Raw genomic sequence first — 18358 nt, 5'->3', positions numbered from 1 at the left:
CCTAATTAGAAAAGATTCATACTCAAATACCGCTCCCCCGTGTCAGGCGCAATGCAAACGACCCGCTTACCCACTCCCAGCCTTTTGGCAATCGTGATGGCAGCAAAGACCGAGGCACCCGATGAAGGCCCGACGAGAATCCCTTCCAACGCTGCAAGCTGCCTCATGCTTTGTAGGGCGTCTTCGTCTGCGATTTGAATGATTTCATTATAAACGCTTGTATTGAGGATTTGCGGAACAAAACCTGGGCTCGTGCCTACCAGTTTATGTGGACCAGGCTTTCCGCCAGACAGAACCGGGGAGCCTTTTGGTTCGACGACAGCGATATACAGCTCCGGGAGCTTTTCCCGCAACGCTTCGCCTGTCCCGGTAATCGTTCCACCTGTCCCAGCAGTGGCGACAAAAGCATCCAGTCGACCATTCGTTTGCGTAAAAATTTCCTCAGCTGTCGTCGTTCGATGAATGTCCGGGTTCGCCTGATTCTCGAATTGCTGAGGAATAAAGCTGCGCGGAATCTCTTTTTGCAGCTCTTGCGCTTTGGCAATCGCCCCCGGCATTCTCAGCTCGCTCGGTGTCAATACCACCTCTGCCCCATACGCTTTCAATATATTGATCCGTTCCTTCGACATATTGTCAGGCATGACCAAAATCGCGCGATAGCCTTTTGCTGCGGCATTCATCGCCAAGCCGATTCCGGTATTTCCGCTCGTCGGCTCTATGATCGTATCCCCCGGTTGGATCAGTCCCGCTTGCTCAGCCGTCAAAATCAGATTGTAGGCAGCGCGGTCCTTCACACTTCCGGACGGATTGAATTTCTCCAACTTCACAAAAACTTCTGCTGCTCCTTCAGGAACCATGCGCCTCAGTCGAACAATCGGCGTATTTCCAATCAATTCGGTAATGTTCTGGTAGACGCTCATCGTACTCCTCCTGGAAAATTTGCCTTATGATTATCTCTTAGTAATACTATAAGAATAATACAATTTTTTCGACCTGAAAACGACAAGGGTGCCCAAATGGGAAAAAGCTCTCGAATGAGAGCCTTTTTCCTGTCTAAAAACCATACTTTGCTTTTGTCTGATTCAGTACATTCACCGCTTGTTGATACAGGCCGTGCGCGGTTTCTTTCACTTTTGCTTGTCCGCTTTTGTCTACCGAGCCTTGGCGCTGCTTCGCCTGCGCGATTGAATCGGTCGCCGTCTTGACTGCTGCATGGATTGCTTTTTCCCTTTTCTCGGCATCCGGCACGCTCGCTTTGATTTCCGCCCATATCGTTTGGATATCCTTCAAGTCGGTCTCCATGATGGCGATCATTTCCTGCATGTTTTTGTTTTTATCCTGGATGGAACCATCCATCGTGTTCATCCCATCGACCAACACCTTCATACTACCCAGTGTTCCTTGCATGACCTCGAATTCCATCTTGCTCAAGCCTGGCTGTGTCGAATAGGTACGAATCTCTTCCAACAGTCTTTGCAGCTCCGCTATTTGATCGTTTGAAAACTGCGCTTCATCCGTAAATTGCAGCTCGTCCAAATACTTTGCCGTTTCAATCAGATCAGCCTCTAGCTTTCCTGTCTGTTCTACTTTTTTGGCGAAGTCGACACGTGCTGCTTCTTTGACTCTTTGTTCTGCTACTTCTTTCTTTTTTACTTCCGCTTCCTCGTTGGTCCGCTTGGTTAATGTCGCCAATTTACTTTCATACGCGCTTTTGTTTGTGGCAACCAGACTTGTCGATCTCTTATTCTCTTCCATAAGCAGACCGTCAAATTGGAGCTCATCACCCTTCACTGTGCCGATGATATCCTGACCAGTTGCCGGATTTTTGAGAGTCAGCTTCTCACCCTCCAACGTTCCCTCCAGCAAGATCGACTCAGTTTTCAGAACAGGGATGCTGTCTTCTGTTTCGACGATGGAATCCGTCATTTCAACGCTTACTTTCTCGTTATTCACCGTGACACTCGTGTATAGCATGCGTGTATCGTCTTCGTACAAATACCCTTCCGCCAGTGTCACAGGACCAAAGAATCGATAGCCTGCGTATCCCAGCAATGCGACGATGACCAGAGCCATGACGATCATGATGCTTGTGTTTTTTCCCTTCATGCTGCGACCCCTTTACCCACAATTTCTATTACGTTTGACCTGTTTTTCCTGCCAAAACGTGCCATAGTTTTATGATACATGAATCGCGGGGGAAAACCCTATGAGTCTAAAGGCCAAAACAAGCTTAAATATAGGTATTACCAAAATCGTGGCTAAAATCGAGCGTTTGGTTTTCTTCAATCGTAATTTTTGAAAGTTCATGTTTATACAACAAAAACGTAGCGGCTTCGAAATTTTCCCAATCCCTAACGTACGGATTTAACGTATAGGCAGTAAGGTCATCTACAGGTTCCTGCACATTTCGAATGGTTTGTTTTGACACTACTAAGATATGATACTCCCCAGCAGGCACGTTGCCGATCTCGTAATTTCCATACCCATTTGCTTTTGCAGCATACAATCCCGAGCCTTTTGGAGCAATGGTATCATACGCAAACATACCCTCTTCCAGATCTGTAATCGTATTTTTATCAAAGTCAGTAGGAATGAGGTAAATCCTTGCATTCACATCCGGCTTCGTCCCAACAAAATCGTTATATTGCCACGTAATCGTGCCCTTGAGTGCTCCCTTTTCAGTAGGAAGTTCGGTTCGTGCTACCTGTCCTCGCTCATTACTTTGTTGGCCTGGCGTTTCGACGGGATAGGCCGCTGGCATTGCCACGTCCGTTGCACCAGTTCCCTCAGAGGAAACAGCTACAGCGTTTGAATGCTGATTTGTGCCCGCTTCTTGATCTGTCGACGCCGGACTTTTGGGTGCAGGAGTAGTTGCAGGCTGATTCACTTCCTTTTTCGCTACAGGTCGAGCACCTAGTAAATCATCAAGATTTTTCCCAGATAAATAGAAAATAGCACCGCTGGCAATTCCGAGGATTAAGGCAACTACAAACAAAAAAGTAATGAGTTCTTTGAAAAATCCTGGCTTCTTCGCTGCTTTTGCTGTTTTGGCTTCTGCCATGGTACCCCTCCGTCTATTTCTCTCTATTCATGCGAAAATTTTTCCAATCTATATTTTACCAAATGAAAAGAATCTAGGTCTAGGCTTCTATGTCCGCTTTCATAGGAAAAAGCCGATGTATTCAAACATCGGCCCCCACAACTCTCATTCTATTAAACCTCAACCATTTCACGCTCGGACGGATAATACATGCCTGCTGCACCGAGCACACCTGCTTCCGCTCCGATCGTCGTCAACTGGATGTTCGCTTGGTTTGCCATCCGGGAGATAGAGCGCTCGCGAATGACGTTCTTCGCTTCCGCAAGCAGCAGCTGTCCGTTCTTCATCACACCGCCACCAATGACAATCACCTGCGGATTGAACAGATGGATCAGATTAGTCAGCCCGACCCCGAGATAATAACCAGCTTCCTTCATCAAGGTCATGCTGAGTAAATCTCCCCGAACCGCTGCCTCTCCGACCTCTCTCGCCGTTATCCTGCTCAGGTCATTCCCATTTTCAACGAGCAACGAGCTGGTAACACCCTGTAGAAGCTGTTCCCTAGCTCTACTTGCCAAAGCCAGCCCAGACGTGTAATTTTCCAGACATCCTCTATTCCCGCACACGCACAACGGTCCTTCGGGATCAAGCGAAATATGCCCGAACTCCCCGGCACTATCGCCAACACCTGTCATCAGCCGTCCTCCACTAATAATGCCAGCACCAACACCCGTACTAACCGTTACATAGATCAAGTCTTTCGTGCCTCGTGCACTTCCAAACGCCCATTCTGCTACCGCTGCTGCATTGGCATCATTGATTAAGTGCACGGCTACGCCAAACCGCTCCTGAAGCATCGCACCAATCGGCACATCGCTCCAGTTTAGATTGCTCGCAAAAATGACCATTTGGCGCTGTGTATCAATAATTCCCGCAGTTGCAATCCCGATCCCGCGAATGCAAGAGAGAAGGATGCCGCTATCGTCTAAGACAGTCTGCACCAAATCACCGATACAACCGATGACTGTCTGCGCTGCCTCTTCTGTTTGGGTCGCTGCGTTCGCCTGACTGAGGATGTTGCCATGCTGGTCGACGATCGCGGCTATGATCTTGGTACCACCCAGATCAATCCCGATGGCATATGGTTTGTCTTGATTCATCTTACGCTTCACATCCTTGCTGTCCATTCACGATTGAAAAATGGCGTCCAACGCTTGGGACGTATGCGCGATCAATTGCTCAGGCAACTGGCTGTAAGGCGAGATTTCCGGGATGATGTAGCCGTCGTACCCGATCTCACGCAATGCTTCCACCACACGGTTCCATGGAATATCGCCAGCAAGCAGCGGCACGAAACCTGTGATGTTGCCAGTCGACGTCTTGAAATCTTTGACGTGAATAGCTTGGATTCTCTTGCCCAAAATGCGAATCCATTGCTCAGGAAAACCGAATTGCAGCACGTTGCCTACATCAAAATAAGCGCCTACCCAAGGACTGTCTACTTCATCGATCAAGCGGGCCATCTCCAGTGGACTGAGCAAAAACTTGTTCCACACGTTTTCTACCCCAATGTATACCTGATGCTGCTCTGCCTTTTTTGCCAAGCGCTGCAATGCTTCACGCGCCCGCTCGTAGGCCGTATCATACGACACCTCAGCCGTTACGAGACCTGGGACGACGAGAACGGTCCGTGAGCCAAAAATGCTTGCCGCCTCTATCATTTTCTCGACAACTCGAATGCCTTGCTCGCGGATCGCTTCCTCATTGTGTGTCAACGGATATTTCCATAAAAGAGCCGTAGAGACGCTTGGCAGCTCCAAACCGAGCTCGCGAGCCTCATCCGCCAAGCCCTTTAATTCCTGCTCTGTCATTTCTAGATGAAAGGGAGCATCTCCCTCGTCCAAATTCAGTTCTACCCCTTGATAGCCATGTGCTTTCGCCTGGCGAAACATTTCTTGCACGCTCGTTTCCTTTGGGAAGCACCACGCATTGATCCCCTTTTGAAAAGCCATGTTGCTCACTCCCCTTTTCTCAAAATAGTGACAGGCTTCCCTTCTTGTGCCGATTGATTCGCTGCCAACGTTACTTCTAGCGTCTTTCTCGCTGATTCATACGGCGACAGAATCAAGCTGCGATCCCCTGTCAAAATCGCTGTGATAAACGCCCGATCTTGCTCCATGTACATATCCACCGTGCTCTCTTTTGTACGTGTTCCCTGCTCATCCAAGATCACTACTTTCTTTCCGTCGATCATGACGCGGAAATCTTTGCCCAAGATTTCTACATTCGTACGGTGATCCTGCTGGATGAAACACGTATCCAGATGTCCTAGCGCCCCTGACTGAAACACCATACTGATGGAAGTCACGTCCGGAATATCGATGTTTGGAATGTCACGCGAGACGAGTAAGGCCATCTGCGCATAGACCTTCTCGATATCTCCTGCCAAATACCGCATCATGTCAAGCGTATGTGTCGCCTGCTCGACAAGCTGTCCACCTGACTTGCCCATTTCCCTCCACCAAGGCGTCGTGACGAACTTGGTCAAATAATGGCCGCGGACGAGTGCAATCGACTTGCCCTCCAAGTACGCTTTCGCTTCCTGCACGATATCGAGATAGCGCAGGCAATAGCCAGTTGCAGTCATAATCCCTGCCTTTTCAATCGCTGCTTGCTTTTCGTTCACTTTCTGTATGTCCAGCCCAATTGGCTTTTCCACAAACAGATGAATGCCTTTCGCCGCCGCCGTTTCCTCAATCTCTTCATGTGCAAAAGGAGGGACGCACACAAACAAAGCATCCAGCTTTTCTACCTCCAATAGCTCACGCCAAGAGGTGTAGCCATGCGCACCAATGCGCTCAGCAGTCTCTGCAGCCGCCTCATGGTTCACGTCGCACACTGCAACGACCTTTACCCTTTCGTCCGTCAACAAGCCTTTCAAATGATGCTGCCCGATTCCACCTACGCCGATCATGCCTACACGTACACTCATGCGTTATTCACCGCCCTAGCGTAATACGACTGGTTGCTTCTGTTCAGCAGATTGATAAGCTGCGAGTGCTACTTCCACCGCTCGCAAGCCGTCTTCACCGGTAATCGACGGTGCTTTCTTTTCACGCACGCTGGTGACGAAATCTTTGACCAATTGACTGTCCATGTCATCGCCCCAGTTGACCCACTTCAAGCCTTTTTCATTGGAATAGACATCCAGCTTTTGAGAAAAAGCATCGAGCGAGATCGTGCCTTCTGTCCCGATAATTTCCATCGTCACGTCTCCCCATGTCGGGAAGGCCTTGTTGCGAGACCAGCTGCAATCGAGTGTGGCAAAAACTCCGTTCTCAAATTCCATGGTCAAAATGCCGCAATCATCAATCGGTGTATTGGAAAACTTGCTGTCTACCTCCGCATAAACCTCACGCACTTCAGAGTCCATGAACCAGCGCATCAAATCAACAACGTGAACCGTGTGATCGATCACTGCACCTCCGCCGGATTTTTCCGGATCGACGAACCAGCCACCAGGATTTTGTCCACGGTTCGTACCCCGGATCGCCATGATACGTCCGACCTTGCCTTGCTCCACCAATTGCTTTGCTCGCACGACAGCCGGATGGAATCGGACTGGGAATGCCGTCTGCAAAATGACGCCCTGTTCGCGGCAAAAGTCAATCATCTCTTGAGCAGCCTCTGCTGTTGTCGCCAGCGGTTTTTCGCACAAGATGTGCTTGCCAGCCTTCGCTGCCGCTAACGTATGCTCTTGGTGCTTGGCATTTTCCGAGGTGACGATGACCGCATCGATATCCGTTGCGAGCAGCTCATGATAATCGGAGAAGAACGGAACGCCAAACGTTTCAGCCGCCGCCTTTCCGCGCACTTCATCCTCGTCTGCTACCCCGACCAATTGAACCCCATCTAATTTCGCAACCGCATTTGCGTAGCTGTATGCATGCATATGTGCAACACTGATGATTCCGAGTTTCATGTCCAGTCCCCTCCTACACCAAAGTTACGGGTTTACCCGTTTCGATTGACACAAGCGCAGCACGAGCGATTTCTACCGCTTTCACGGCATCTTCTGCCGTCACGAGTGGCTCCAGATCACGGTCGATGCATTCGATGAAATGCTTCAATTCTCTGAAATACGGGTTTTCACGCAACGGACTCTCCGGAACTGCGACTCCGCTCATACCCGCTTGCTTCGAGCGATTAACCGCCACTAACGGTTTTTCCTTCGAACTGTCGTAGGAAATGATGCCTTCCTTGCCTGCCAGCTCCATTTTCATCGCGAAGCCTTCATGTGCCCACGAGCCTTCCACATGTGCGATCATGCCGTTCTTGAAGCGAAGCGTAACCAGTGCGTAATCCATCCGGGCAAAACCTCGGCCAAGCAAGCCTTTCGCGTACACACGCTCCACATCCCCGAAGCACCAACGCAAAAAGTCAAAATCGTGAATGATCATATCTAAAACAAGGCTGCCACTGTTTTTGTAGTCCGCGTACCAGTCGTTCCACGCTATCGGGAAGATACCACCACGGAACGTACGTGCCACACCAACGTTGCCAATCGCGCCGTCATTAACCAGCTGACGGGACTTCTCGTACTCTGGGAAAAAGCGGAGGACGTGTCCGACGAACAGCTTGACGTTCTTCTCCCGGCAATAATCAACGATAAAACGAGCTTCTTCCTTATCACGAGCCAACGGCTTTTCGCAAATGACATGCTTGCCTGCATCCGCTGCCTTTTTTACATAGGTTTTATGCAGGTACGTAGGCAAACACACATCTATGATGTCGACCTGCGCCAGTTTTTCCATAGCTTCTTCATAACTCTCAAACCATTCCGTTTTTGTCTCGGCTGCTAGCTCTTTTCCTCTCTCGCTGCGGATATCGACGATCCCGACCAGCTTGACGTTTTCCATGGCAGCATACGATTTCGCGTGAACAGTCCCCATGGTGCCTGCTCCGATTACCAGAACATGATGCATAATGGTTTCACTCCTTTTTTCGAAAATGACTATTTGCGGTTGTTCAAAAAGCCAACTTTTTGAACTTGGACTATTTGGACCCAGTTAGGGTAATTCCCTCGACAAAATGCTTCTGCAAGAAAATAAAGACGATAATCATCGGCCAAATGGCAAGAACGGAGCCCGCCATCAATATCGGGTAGTTCGTCAAATTGGTGTGCTCGCCTGTCAAGTACGCCAAGCCAGCAGAGAGCGGCATTTTATCAGGCGTGCTGTTGACGATCAGCGGCCACATCAGGTCGTTCCAAGACCACAGCGCTACGAAAATGGCGAGTGCGATCAAGCCGGGCTTCGCCAGCGGTAGCATAATTCTCCAGTAAATCTGAAAATGGTTGCAGCCATCGAGCTTCGCCGCTTCTTCCAGTTCTTTTGGCAGCGACATGAAAAACTGACGCAGTAGAAACGTGCCGAATGCACTGAACAAGCCCGGTACAATCAATGCTGTCAACGTATTCAGCCAGCCGAGCTCTTTCATAATCATAAATTGCGGGAGCAGAAACACCTGACCTGGCACCATCAAAACGGTCAAGAACAGGATGAACAAGGCGTTTCGCCCTGGAAATTCAATTCGCGCGAATGCGTACGCCGCAAGTGAGCAAAGGAATACTTGCCCGACTACCTTCGCCAAGGTTGTGATCACGGTATTCCAATAAAAATCCAAGAACGGCAGCATCTCAAAAATATGGGTGTAGTTCTCCCATTGATACTTGGTCGGCAAAATGACCGGAGGCACCTGTGTCGATTCGCCCAGTGACTTGAGCGAAGTGAGAACCATCCAGATGAATGGCGCAATCATCACGAGAGCACCTGCAATCAACAGCAGATGAATGAACAACTTCTTGCCCATTTTGTTCCGACTCGTATAAACACTCATTCCATATCCCTCCCGTCTGTTCAGCTTTGATTAATCATAGTGAACCCATTTTTTCTGCAATTTCATTTGAATAGCCGTGACAATCAGGATCATCACCAGAAGCACGACGGCAACCGCGGCCGCATAGCCACCGTTCCCTGATTCAAATCCATTGGTAAAGAACAAGTACGCCATCGTTTGCGTTTGCTCAGTAGCTGGATTGCCCATTTTGCTTCCAAGCATCAGATAAATCAGGTCAAATACCTGAAAAGCCCCAATCAAGGAAGTGATACTGACGAAAAAGATGGAAGGAGTCAACAGCGGCAACGTAATCTTGAAAAACATGCGAACCGGTCCTGCGCCGTCAATTTCTGCTGCTTCGTAATAGCTTCTCGGGATGCCTTGCAGTCCGGCCAGGAAAATCACCATGTTGTATCCGATGGAGCTCCAAACGGCAACGATAATCACCGCATACAAAGCAATAGCGGGATCAGATATCCAGCGTGGCCCCTCAATGCCTACCAAGCCCAGTAAATAATTGATCAGACCGTAATCAGCGTTGTACAACCATCTCCACACCATCGCCACCGCTGCCGCCATCGTCACAACGGGCAGGAAGTACAGGGTGCGATAAATCGTAATCCCCTTAATTTTCTGATTAAGCAGCACAGCGATAAAAATGGAGATAGCGATACCGACAGGAACTGCGATCACTGTATAAATCAGCGTGTTTTTCAGCGCGATCCACAAGTAAGGGTCCTTGAACAACAACTCGTAATTATGTAAGCCAGCCCACTTGTACTTGCCGAATCCTCCCCATTTGGTAAAGCTCAAATAAATGGTTTGTACAATCGGCCATAAGTAGAAGACACTCAACCCGATCAGTGTCGGAGCAATCATGAGATACGCCCAGAACCAATCATTTCTCTTCATATGATTCAACGATTTTTTCGTTTTTTGCTGGACGGCGGCGTGCATTTCAGGCTGCAACTGGCTGCTCATCGCATTCATTCCCTCCTTACATAAGCTTTTCAAAAAAGGATGGCCTCGTCCATGATACGAAGCCATCCATCATGGACCTTTTATTCTTGGCTAAGCATTTCGTTCATTTTTTGCGCGAGCTCTTTGGATGCATCCTCTACGCTCATTTGTCCAGCCCAAGCCTTGGTCATGAGTTCTGTTTCCAGCTTGGCCCATTTTGCCGTGTCCTTCGAGATCGGATACGGTTTCGCTACAGCTGCCTGATCAATAAAAATTTTCAGATTAAAGTTCGGCATGGATTGTATCCATGTATCCTGTGTTCCGTTAAATGCCGGAATCGCAGCACCCGATTTTGCCAGGATTTCTGCCCCTTCTTTCGAGCCCAAGAATTTCACGAATTCCCATGCTTCCTTCGGATGTTTGGTATTAGCCGAAATCACGTTGCCCAGGCCGTGAATGACGCTTGTGTTCTCTTTCCCTTTTGGAAGATACGTCACGTCCACTTTGTCCTTTGTATACTCATTCTTATTAAAAGCGGATGCCATCCATGATCCGTTGTACATCATCGCGATCTTGCCTGATTCAAACAGCTGTGTTGCCTCTGTTTCGGACAATTGCGCTGCTGTTGGCGATGCTTTTTCGTTGATCAGGTCTGTCCAAAACTTGAGGCCATCGATCGTTTCCGGTTTGTCATAGCCGGACGTTTTCTTGTCTTCCGAAATAATATAGCCACCGTTTTGATAGATCGTGTTATAGAAGCCGTCCTGTCCATAAGGAGGTGCTGCAATTCCCCAAACGCCTTTTTTCTCATCAGTCAGTTGCTTTGCTACTTCCTTCAGCTTGTTCCAATCCCAAGTTTCGTCTGGATACGGTACTTTTGCGTCGTCAAACAGCTTCTTGTTGTACCAAAGGCCAATGGTGTCGAAATCTTTCGGTAGCGCGTAGTTTTGTCCATCGTAGGTGTAAAGATCAACGAGAGCTTTCGGATAATTGTTCAGATCGATGCCATCTGCCTTCATTTGATCTGTAAGCGGCATGAGCATGTCATTCGCTGCGTATTTTATGATACGTGGACCATTAATCCAAAAAATGTCCGGCAAGGTGCCACCCGTTGCGGCTGCCTCCATCTTTGTCCAGTATTGCTTGTTAGGCGTTAGCTCTATTTTGATGTCCACGTTCGGGTTCTTTTCGTTAAACTTTTTTGCCATTTCCTCCATCGCAGGCAATTGGTTTTTGTCCCACAGCGCATATGTGAGCGTTACCTTTTCACCTGAAGCAGCACTGCCAGTCGTTCCAGCTGGTGCGGAGCTCTGTCCGCCGCCCGAACATCCTGCCACTGCTACCAAGAGAGCAGCCATTGCAATCGAAACCAACTTCTTCATCAGAAATCCCTCCTCGATTTACGTTCTCCTCTTTTACCCCCAAAATATAGCCAAACACGACACGCTCCCCTTTTCGACTCGCCCCCTTTCAACGATTTTTGATGGGTTGACTTTCTTTTTCCAATGACCAAATTAAGTTTGCAAAAAAGATGTTACAAGCTGAAGTGAAAAACATCTTGTAACAAAACAGCAGCAGCAGCCTTGACCTCGAAATCAGCCCCCAATACCGTTGGACGGAATTCCAGCCCTTCGACCATCGTCCCCATCGCTTGAGCCATTACTTGTTTTTGGATGCGCTCAAACAACACTTGATTGTCCCGGATCATTTCTCCACCCAGTATGATCAGGCTCGGGTTGAACAAATTCACCAGATTCACAATACCGATCGACATGTACGAAGCGATTTCGTCGACGATGTCTTGGCATACTTGATCCCCCTGATGCAGTGCTTGGCGAAAAACATCAAATGTGATTTTTGTCATATCTCCGTCTGCCAAATCCATGACGAGCGTTTCTTTTCCGCGTGTAACGGCGGACAGTATACCTGAGTAAATGGCTGGCCACGCCACGTAGTTTTCCAAACAACCAACGTTGCCGCAGTCACAGCGCATCCCGCTTCGATCGACTGTCGTATGTCCGAATTCACCTGCTCCACCACGACTTCCACGGAAGATGGAACCGTTTACAACGAGACCCGAACCAACCCCTTCTCCTACGGTGACAAACAGGAGATTATTAGCATTTAGTCCACCACCGAAGTTTTTTTCTGCCAGGGCGATTGCATTGGCATCATTGTCGAGCCAAGTTTTTAGCCCAAAACGCTCTTCTGCCATGTCTTTTAACGGAACATCATGCAAGCGCAGCTTGGAGTTGAATCGGATGACCCCACTCGCTGCATCGACAATCCCTGGTGCGATGATGGAAATGCCAAGACAACGGCTGACATCATCCACCGACTGGAGAAAGTCCTCGATCGAATCCAGCACATACTGGATGATCAGCTCACTCACTAGACCAGCTTTTACCGGATAGATTTTCTTTTGCTTTGTAGCCGCTTCCAAATTCATTTCGGCAATCGTAATCGCTGTATTCGTAATAGAGACGCCAATCAAAAACTTCCCGTCTGGACAGAAGCGAACCATAATCGGCTTACGGCCACCCTTTGACTCACCTGTTCCATCTTCTGCAACCATTCCGTCACGGATCAGCTCATTGACTGCCGAGGTGACTGTAGTTGGACTGATGCCCTGCTTTTTGGCGATATCACTTCGCGAGATGGGCCCAAACTGGCGAATGGTGTCGAGTATAATAAAGCGATTGAGCTCTTGGATTAGTTTCAGATCTCCAGTTCTGCGCATCGTATTCGTTCATCCTTTATTTTTCCAATGACTTTATAAAGTGATCATACTGAAATTTGTATTTTGTGTCAATTTCGTTTTTTCTTATATTTCGATCAACTTTTTCTGATTGAAAAAGAACCTCCCTTAACCTGCTGGCAAAGGAGGTTCTTCTTGCTTATGGCTTGGCTTATTTCTTATGTATGTTAAAATTTACAAAAAAGGGAAATGGGGCGTTAGTATGAGTGAGCAGCCCTTTTGGTTTAAAGCGACCGCAACTGTTGTTATTGTCATTGGAATTTTAGCACTACTGACAAGTGTCGCTTTCTTTCAGCTATTCGCATTGGTAGGCCTTGTCGTTATCTGTGCCTCGAAAGGTGTATTGGAATGGAAAAAGAACAGAGACTGGGCTGTTATTATTTTTGGTCTAGTTGCACTACAAATCGCTATTTTTATCAAGGCATTCTATCGCTTTTTTACATAAGCCACTTAGTTAATTCAACATGAGTGGAAAATATTTCTTGATTACTATTATGAACATTAATATAATAATAGTGAATTTGGAATTTTAAGGAGGGGCTTCTATGAATACTGCAATTGCGATTCTTACTTTTATTGGAGATCTTATTCCATTAGTCCTCCAACTGTTAAAAGCCTTTGCTTAATTTCCAAACGAACAAATAGGGGCTGTTCTTCCGTCATTTTCATGACTGGAGGGACAGCCCCTTCCCTACTTATTGGGTATCTACATTTCCTTCTGTTTCTGGTGTTTGTTCTGTTTCTTCAGTACCTTCTGTTCCTTCAGTACCGTCTGTTTCCTCCACAATTGGCTCATCTACGTAACCCTTCGACGCCTTCAACTGCCGCTTGTTGTTGAACTTGCCAGAGAGCTGCTACATTTGGTGGCTCCCATCCCACGAGTGAAGTGTGTGGTTGCAAACATTTGTATACCTTGCCTTGATAGCTGACCAGATCACCAGGCACGTAGCTTACATTTGGTGCCCACGCTGGGGTTCCCGGATTTGCAGCATCTGTTACACCTACTACCTCGACGCTCTTCTGTGAAGAATTACCTGCCGCATCCTTCGCTACCACAGAGAAGGTATAAGAAGTGTTAGGTGTGAGTCCTGTGACAGTTGCAGTCGTAGTTGTTACATCCGCAGCTAATGCTGTTCCGTTGTAAACCTCGTAATTCGTCACCGCGATATTGTCCGTAGAAGCAGCCCAGCTCAGACTGATACTCGTTCCTGTTTTCCCTGTAATAACCAGATTGCTTGGTGTGCTTGGAGGTTGATTATCTGGCTGAATTGTATCCGTCGTAACCGTTACCTCATTGCTTGCTACGGAGGAATTACCTGCTGCATCTTTCGCCTTCACAGTGAACTGGTAAGCGGTTCCAGCAGTAAGCCCGCTAATTGTAGTAGTTGTACCGGTTACCGTTTTTGCAAGCTGAGTGCCATTGTATACCTCATAGCCAGTAACCCCTACATTGTCGGTAGCAGCTCCCCAACTCAGGCTAACACTTGTCGCTGTTTTTGCAGTCGATTGGAGAGTGGCTGGTGCTGTCGGCGGTACGTTGTCGACTGGAGCTGGCCCGCCCAGAAGATCGCCATACACTTTATCTAGCAGTGCTTTGTTACGGTCTCCGCTAAATTCCCAGAACATCGCGCCTGCCAAACCTTTGGATGTAATATAAGAAGTTTTGTGTCCGATTGAAGTCACATCGTCATAGCTAATATATGTTTTCGAAGCCGGGTTGAAGAGATAGGGCACTTTTGCCGCGTCATTCCAGTGGCGTGTGAAGCCATTTTTGTTCACATAATTATTTTGGATATCCGTGAAGTCAAGCATGCCAGGTTCCCATGTTCCGACTGACGGCCCCGTGCAATTTTGATATTCTCCATTGTTAGCCGTTGCGCAACCCGACCAGCCCCTTCCGTAAAACGGAAGTCCGAGAACGAGCTTGCTGGCCGGAACACCGTCACGGAGATGACCCTCTACAGCTGTTTGGATATTATAGGTTTGAGCATTTGGCAAACCAGCTGCTCCTGCTGCCGGATCATAGGCCAACGGCGCATTATGTCCGCTCTGCTTTTGGAAGGCTCCATAGAAGTCGTAGGTCATAATATTGATCCAATCCACAACCCGGGCAATGTTTCCAAGCTCTGTATTTGCGGCATAACTAGGGCTGGCACCAGAGGCAATCGTCAAATAGTACTGTTTGCCATCCGTTACCTCAGCCGCATCGAGTTTGTCTCTGACAGCCTGTAGCAATAGCGTGTAATTTTGTTTATCTTCTGGACGTGTGCTGTTTCCAGGCAACCCTCCACTAACCGGGTACTCCCAATCGAGATCGACCCCATCCATCTGATATTTCCGGATAAAATCTACCGAGGACTGTGCAAATACTTGGCGTGCAGCCGGATCTGCCGCTACATCAGAGAAGCGATTGGACCACGTCCAGCCCCCGATCGATATTAATGTCTTTAATTGAGGGTTTTTTTGCTTTAATTTTGCCAATTGATTCAAATTTCCGCGGATCGGCTGATCCCACGTATCTCCTGGAAAGGACTTTTGCACATCAATCCATGGATCTCCGAGAACAACTGTACCATTCGGGGCGTTAATATTGCCTACTTCATCCTGGCAAGCCCATGTTTGTGGGTTGGGCCCCGTTGGATCTGGGTTGCCGTGTCTGCCATTCCAGCAAATATCCGCAAATGCGTAGTTAATATGCGTTACTTTATTGGGATCGATATCCGTTACATTGTAGTTTCGTCCATAAGCTCCCCATGAGGGATAGTAGCCAATAATTTTGGAATTGGATACCGCTGTCGCCTCCGCTTGATTTTCCTCTGCTTGCGCCGCCTGTGCCGCCATGGGCAATACGGAAGTGACAAGCAGGGCACCTACCATTAGTACATTCCTAACACATTTCTTGAATTTCATAGTATCCCTCTCGATCTTCATGGATTATGTTACAAATCCATCTTATTACGACTTATATCACGATATGCTAATACATTTACATAAATGGTAATAAAAGGGTTATTGAGCGCAATTGAACATAAAAAAACCCCTCCCTTCCGGCCAAGGGAAGAAAAGGGCGGCTGGGTCACTAGAGATTACCGCCAGCCATGTATTGAAAAAACTCCTCGAAATTTCAGTATTCACATTTTTGTAACAAATCCTTCCATACATCAAAAGGAAAACAATTGATAGTCAAGAAATTCATATTGAATTGGAAAAAAATTACAATTAAGGAGCTGTTTTTTATGAAGCGAACTTTGTCTTGCCTATCTGCTACATTACTTTTAGCTAGTATGTTGGCTACACCATCGTATGCTGAATCAAATAAGACGACTGCCACCTCTCATTCTTCAAAATCAAATCAGTCCATTCAAGCAAAAGCAATAGATCCACATCTATTGAATGGTTTTCGGGTGAAAGAAACTAACAGTGCAACTGTATATTTGGTCATGGATGGTAAAAAAAGAGGCATTGTTAGTGCCGAAGTTTATTTTAAATTATTTAATAATTGGGATGGTATTCGGGAATATTCGTCTCTAAGCAGTATTCCCGATGGGCCAGTCATTGGTGAAAATGCTCAACTGATAAAGTTCCAAAATAGTGCAACGGTCTACCTTTTGGATGAAGAAAATGGAAGAGTCGTGAAGCGCGGCATCACAAGCGCATCTGTTTTTAACAAGTACAATTTTGATTGGAGTAAAATTATTGTACTTGCTGACTCTCTAAAGAATGCATTTCCCGATGGTTCCCTACTAGACAACTAAATTTACGTTTTAACAAAGTTTGATAATAGACACACCTCTTACATTTGGTTAAGAGGTGTGTTGACGTTTCTTGCGTCTTTCCCCTTCATGAAATACTTCTGTTCCTTCATAAGTACATATTTTGCCAGCTTTCATTCCGTATTTCATGACATATCCCCCCTTACATTTATCAAATCGTGTGCTAAGTTCCCATATGCAATCATTCCAATGGTTGATAGATCAATATTTTACAAAAATTTGAAAACAAGTTACACCATTATATAGTTCGTTATATGACATACCTTACTTTTGGGCTTGTCCGCAATCACAATTAAGGAGTGACATTAATGAGTGTAATTGTTGCTTGCAGTTTCGAGTAATTTTCAATGTTTATGGGCGGCTTTATTAGCTGCCCTTTTTACATAACTGCCCTTTACACTTTGTCGTTCATTTGGATAAGCCTTTATTCAATGAATTTGCGAATCAATTAGCACATTTGCGTTTACCATAGGTTCGTATCAGTTGCCAAGCTTCCCTCATTTGCATTCTCTATACCATGTGAGAGAAACGAGCTGATTAATATGTCGAGAACTGGCGTGGTGGTCATTCCATTCAAACGTATCAGAGTGGCTGGCGTACGGAGGCCAATTATACGCAAATCTCTCTCACAAAAACATCAAATTTAGTATTAAAGATCGTTTAAAAGGAGGTGCCAGAATTGGCAGCACAAAAAGGTGTTACAACTTCGTCGAGAAAAGTGTCCTTAGAAGTACAAAGAAAGAATCGTAGAAAAGCAGTCCGATTAATCAACAGAATTGTTGTAGTAAGAACAATATTTGATACATTTACAGGCTGTCTGCTCAGTGTCGGACCAAATGGTTTTCGCGTTCGGGTCTACACTGGTAGCAATGAAACGTTCACCATCATCACCATTCCATTAAATTTCGTTATAAACCTCTTTCCTTTCCCTTGCAATTGCAATTGCTAGGTTCAAGGCCCCAGTCCAACGGGGCTTATACATATTCACCAGATATAAGGAATTCAGTAGACGACCTTTGTAAAATAGGGTCGTCTTTCTACTTTCCTATTTCTCATATGTTAATACTTGTTCTCCATTCGAAAGGAAAGAATATTTCGAGTTTTAAAATATTGTATTTTTTGTCATATAAAGGTAACCTCTAAATAAACCGAAATATTAGGAGATGATAGAAAATGAAAAGATTAGCATCTGTAGCTTTATCAATTTTTTCACTCTTTGCCATTGTTTCATCAGCGAGTGCCGCATCACCTCATCCCGTACAATCAAATGTTACAGCTCCAGTCACTGTCACGAAGCTTGTTATTGAAGAAGATATCCCTCGTTACTTCTATCCTGGTGACTATGCTCCGATTTGGGTAACTGCATTTTTTTCAGACGGCACATCTAAGGTTGTGTCAAATGAAGTTAACATACTTGAGGAAGCAGCATGCGAGTACATTAAACAGCCTAGAACTGTATATGCCATGGTTAAAGCGACACATTCTACAGGATCGGATGTTGGATGGTTTACTGTTGAGTACGGTGGCGTAGAAAAGACAATCTATTTTAGTGTTCGATAAGAAATGAAACCAGAGTCCTTCAGTAATCTAGAAGGACTTTTTTGTTCCCCTCCCCCTGCCGCCTCTGCCTCATACCGATTTATACAAATGGGATTTCAAAACACATAAGATCATTCCAATCAGTAATAAGTGAAACCGTATATCTTTATTCGCCAAACAGCATCCGGTGTGTCTTAGTTCAAAGGGCACACCGTTTTCATTGTTTCTGGACAAACTCGCGAAAGGTCTCTTTGGCCAGTTCAAGAGTATTCAGAGCCTCTCCATTTAACTAATCGTGTGTTTTGTAAAAAAAATCGAAATAAGTTGTAACAAATTACCATTAACTTCGTCCTTAAAATGTAAGCAAGATCAGTATTAGAATCGGAGGTA

General features: G+C 46.5%; 16 protein-coding genes. 3 read left to right on the top strand and 13 right to left on the bottom strand.

The features are described 5' to 3' along the window. Nucleotides 1-5: 5 nt before the first annotated feature. The 12 genes from cysK to HP398_RS08855 all read right to left on the bottom strand — a co-directional run bounded on the left by cysK (nucleotide 6) and on the right by HP398_RS08855 (nucleotide 12638). Nucleotides 6-920 carry a cysteine synthase A gene (cysK, locus tag HP398_RS08910; RefSeq protein ID WP_017251131.1) on the bottom strand — a complete coding sequence of 305 codons (915 nt, stop codon included), beginning with the start codon at nucleotides 918-920 and terminating at the stop codon, nucleotides 6-8. A 133-nt stretch (nucleotides 921-1053) separates the two neighbouring features. Then, the gene (locus HP398_RS08905) at nucleotides 1054-2106 is read right to left on the bottom strand and encodes a hypothetical protein (RefSeq protein ID WP_173622412.1); all 1053 of its coding nucleotides are present in this window, start codon (nucleotides 2104-2106) and stop codon (nucleotides 1054-1056) included. Nucleotides 2107-2230: 124 nt separating this feature from the next. Further along, nucleotides 2231-3061, bottom strand: a complete 831-nt coding sequence (locus HP398_RS08900) for a hypothetical protein (RefSeq protein ID WP_173622411.1) — start codon at nucleotides 3059-3061, stop codon at nucleotides 2231-2233. Between the two features lie 152 nt (nucleotides 3062-3213). Then, the gene (locus tag HP398_RS08895) at nucleotides 3214-4200 is read right to left on the bottom strand and encodes an ROK family protein (protein ID WP_173622410.1); all 987 of its coding nucleotides are present in this window, start codon (nucleotides 4198-4200) and stop codon (nucleotides 3214-3216) included. A 27-nt stretch (nucleotides 4201-4227) separates the two neighbouring features. Further along, a complete protein-coding gene (locus tag HP398_RS08890) occupies nucleotides 4228-5052 on the bottom strand; it encodes a sugar phosphate isomerase/epimerase family protein (RefSeq protein WP_017251127.1) in 825 nt (274 codons plus the stop codon). 5 nt (nucleotides 5053-5057) lie between these two features. Then, nucleotides 5058-6032, bottom strand: a complete 975-nt coding sequence (locus HP398_RS08885; RefSeq protein ID WP_173622409.1) for a Gfo/Idh/MocA family protein — start codon at nucleotides 6030-6032, stop codon at nucleotides 5058-5060. Nucleotides 6033-6047: 15 nt separating this feature from the next. Next, nucleotides 6048-7022: a Gfo/Idh/MocA family protein gene (locus HP398_RS08880; protein WP_173622408.1), complete on the bottom strand. Its 975-nt coding sequence runs from the start codon at nucleotides 7020-7022 to the stop codon at nucleotides 6048-6050. Between the two features lie 13 nt (nucleotides 7023-7035). After that, nucleotides 7036-8025: a Gfo/Idh/MocA family protein gene (locus HP398_RS08875; protein ID WP_173622407.1), complete on the bottom strand. Its 990-nt coding sequence runs from the start codon at nucleotides 8023-8025 to the stop codon at nucleotides 7036-7038. Between the two features lie 70 nt (nucleotides 8026-8095). Next, nucleotides 8096-8938 (bottom strand): carbohydrate ABC transporter permease, encoded by an 843-nt coding sequence (locus HP398_RS08870; RefSeq protein ID WP_017251123.1) that lies wholly within the window; start codon nucleotides 8936-8938, stop codon nucleotides 8096-8098. 30 nt (nucleotides 8939-8968) lie between these two features. Next, nucleotides 8969-9928: a carbohydrate ABC transporter permease gene (locus tag HP398_RS08865; RefSeq protein WP_173622406.1), complete on the bottom strand. Its 960-nt coding sequence runs from the start codon at nucleotides 9926-9928 to the stop codon at nucleotides 8969-8971. Between the two features lie 71 nt (nucleotides 9929-9999). Then, nucleotides 10000-11280, bottom strand: coding sequence for an ABC transporter substrate-binding protein (locus tag HP398_RS08860; RefSeq protein ID WP_173622405.1), 1281 nt, complete (start codon nucleotides 11278-11280; stop codon nucleotides 10000-10002). Between the two features lie 152 nt (nucleotides 11281-11432). Continuing rightward, nucleotides 11433-12638, bottom strand: coding sequence for an ROK family transcriptional regulator (locus HP398_RS08855; protein ID WP_173622404.1), 1206 nt, complete (start codon nucleotides 12636-12638; stop codon nucleotides 11433-11435). Nucleotides 12639-12858: 220 nt separating this feature from the next. Here HP398_RS08855 and HP398_RS08850 point away from each other — a divergent pair, with 220 nt between their 5' ends. Further along, entirely contained in the window at nucleotides 12859-13101 is a 243-nt protein-coding gene (locus HP398_RS08850) for a hypothetical protein (protein ID WP_026043289.1), read from the top strand. Nucleotides 13102-13448: 347 nt separating this feature from the next. On the opposite strand, the gene HP398_RS08845 is transcribed toward HP398_RS08850, so the two are convergent. Beyond that, nucleotides 13449-15566, bottom strand: coding sequence for a glycosyl hydrolase family 18 protein (locus HP398_RS08845; protein WP_371736725.1), 2118 nt, complete (start codon nucleotides 15564-15566; stop codon nucleotides 13449-13451). A gap of 326 nt (nucleotides 15567-15892) precedes the next feature. Here HP398_RS08845 and HP398_RS08840 point away from each other — a divergent pair, with 326 nt between their 5' ends. Beyond that, a complete protein-coding gene (locus HP398_RS08840) occupies nucleotides 15893-16411 on the top strand; it encodes a hypothetical protein (protein WP_017251117.1) in 519 nt (172 codons plus the stop codon). Between the two features lie 1191 nt (nucleotides 16412-17602). After that, entirely contained in the window at nucleotides 17603-17989 is a 387-nt protein-coding gene (locus HP398_RS08835) for a hypothetical protein (RefSeq protein WP_017251115.1), read from the top strand. Nucleotides 17990-18358: the final 369 nt, after the last annotated feature.

Source organism: Brevibacillus sp. HB1.4B, from assembly GCF_013284285.1.
In the GTDB taxonomy this organism is placed as follows: domain Bacteria; phylum Bacillota; class Bacilli; order Brevibacillales; family Brevibacillaceae; genus Brevibacillus; species Brevibacillus porteri.
The sequence above is the reverse complement of the archived record's forward strand: the minus strand, read 5'-3'. Positions and strand labels throughout refer to the sequence as shown.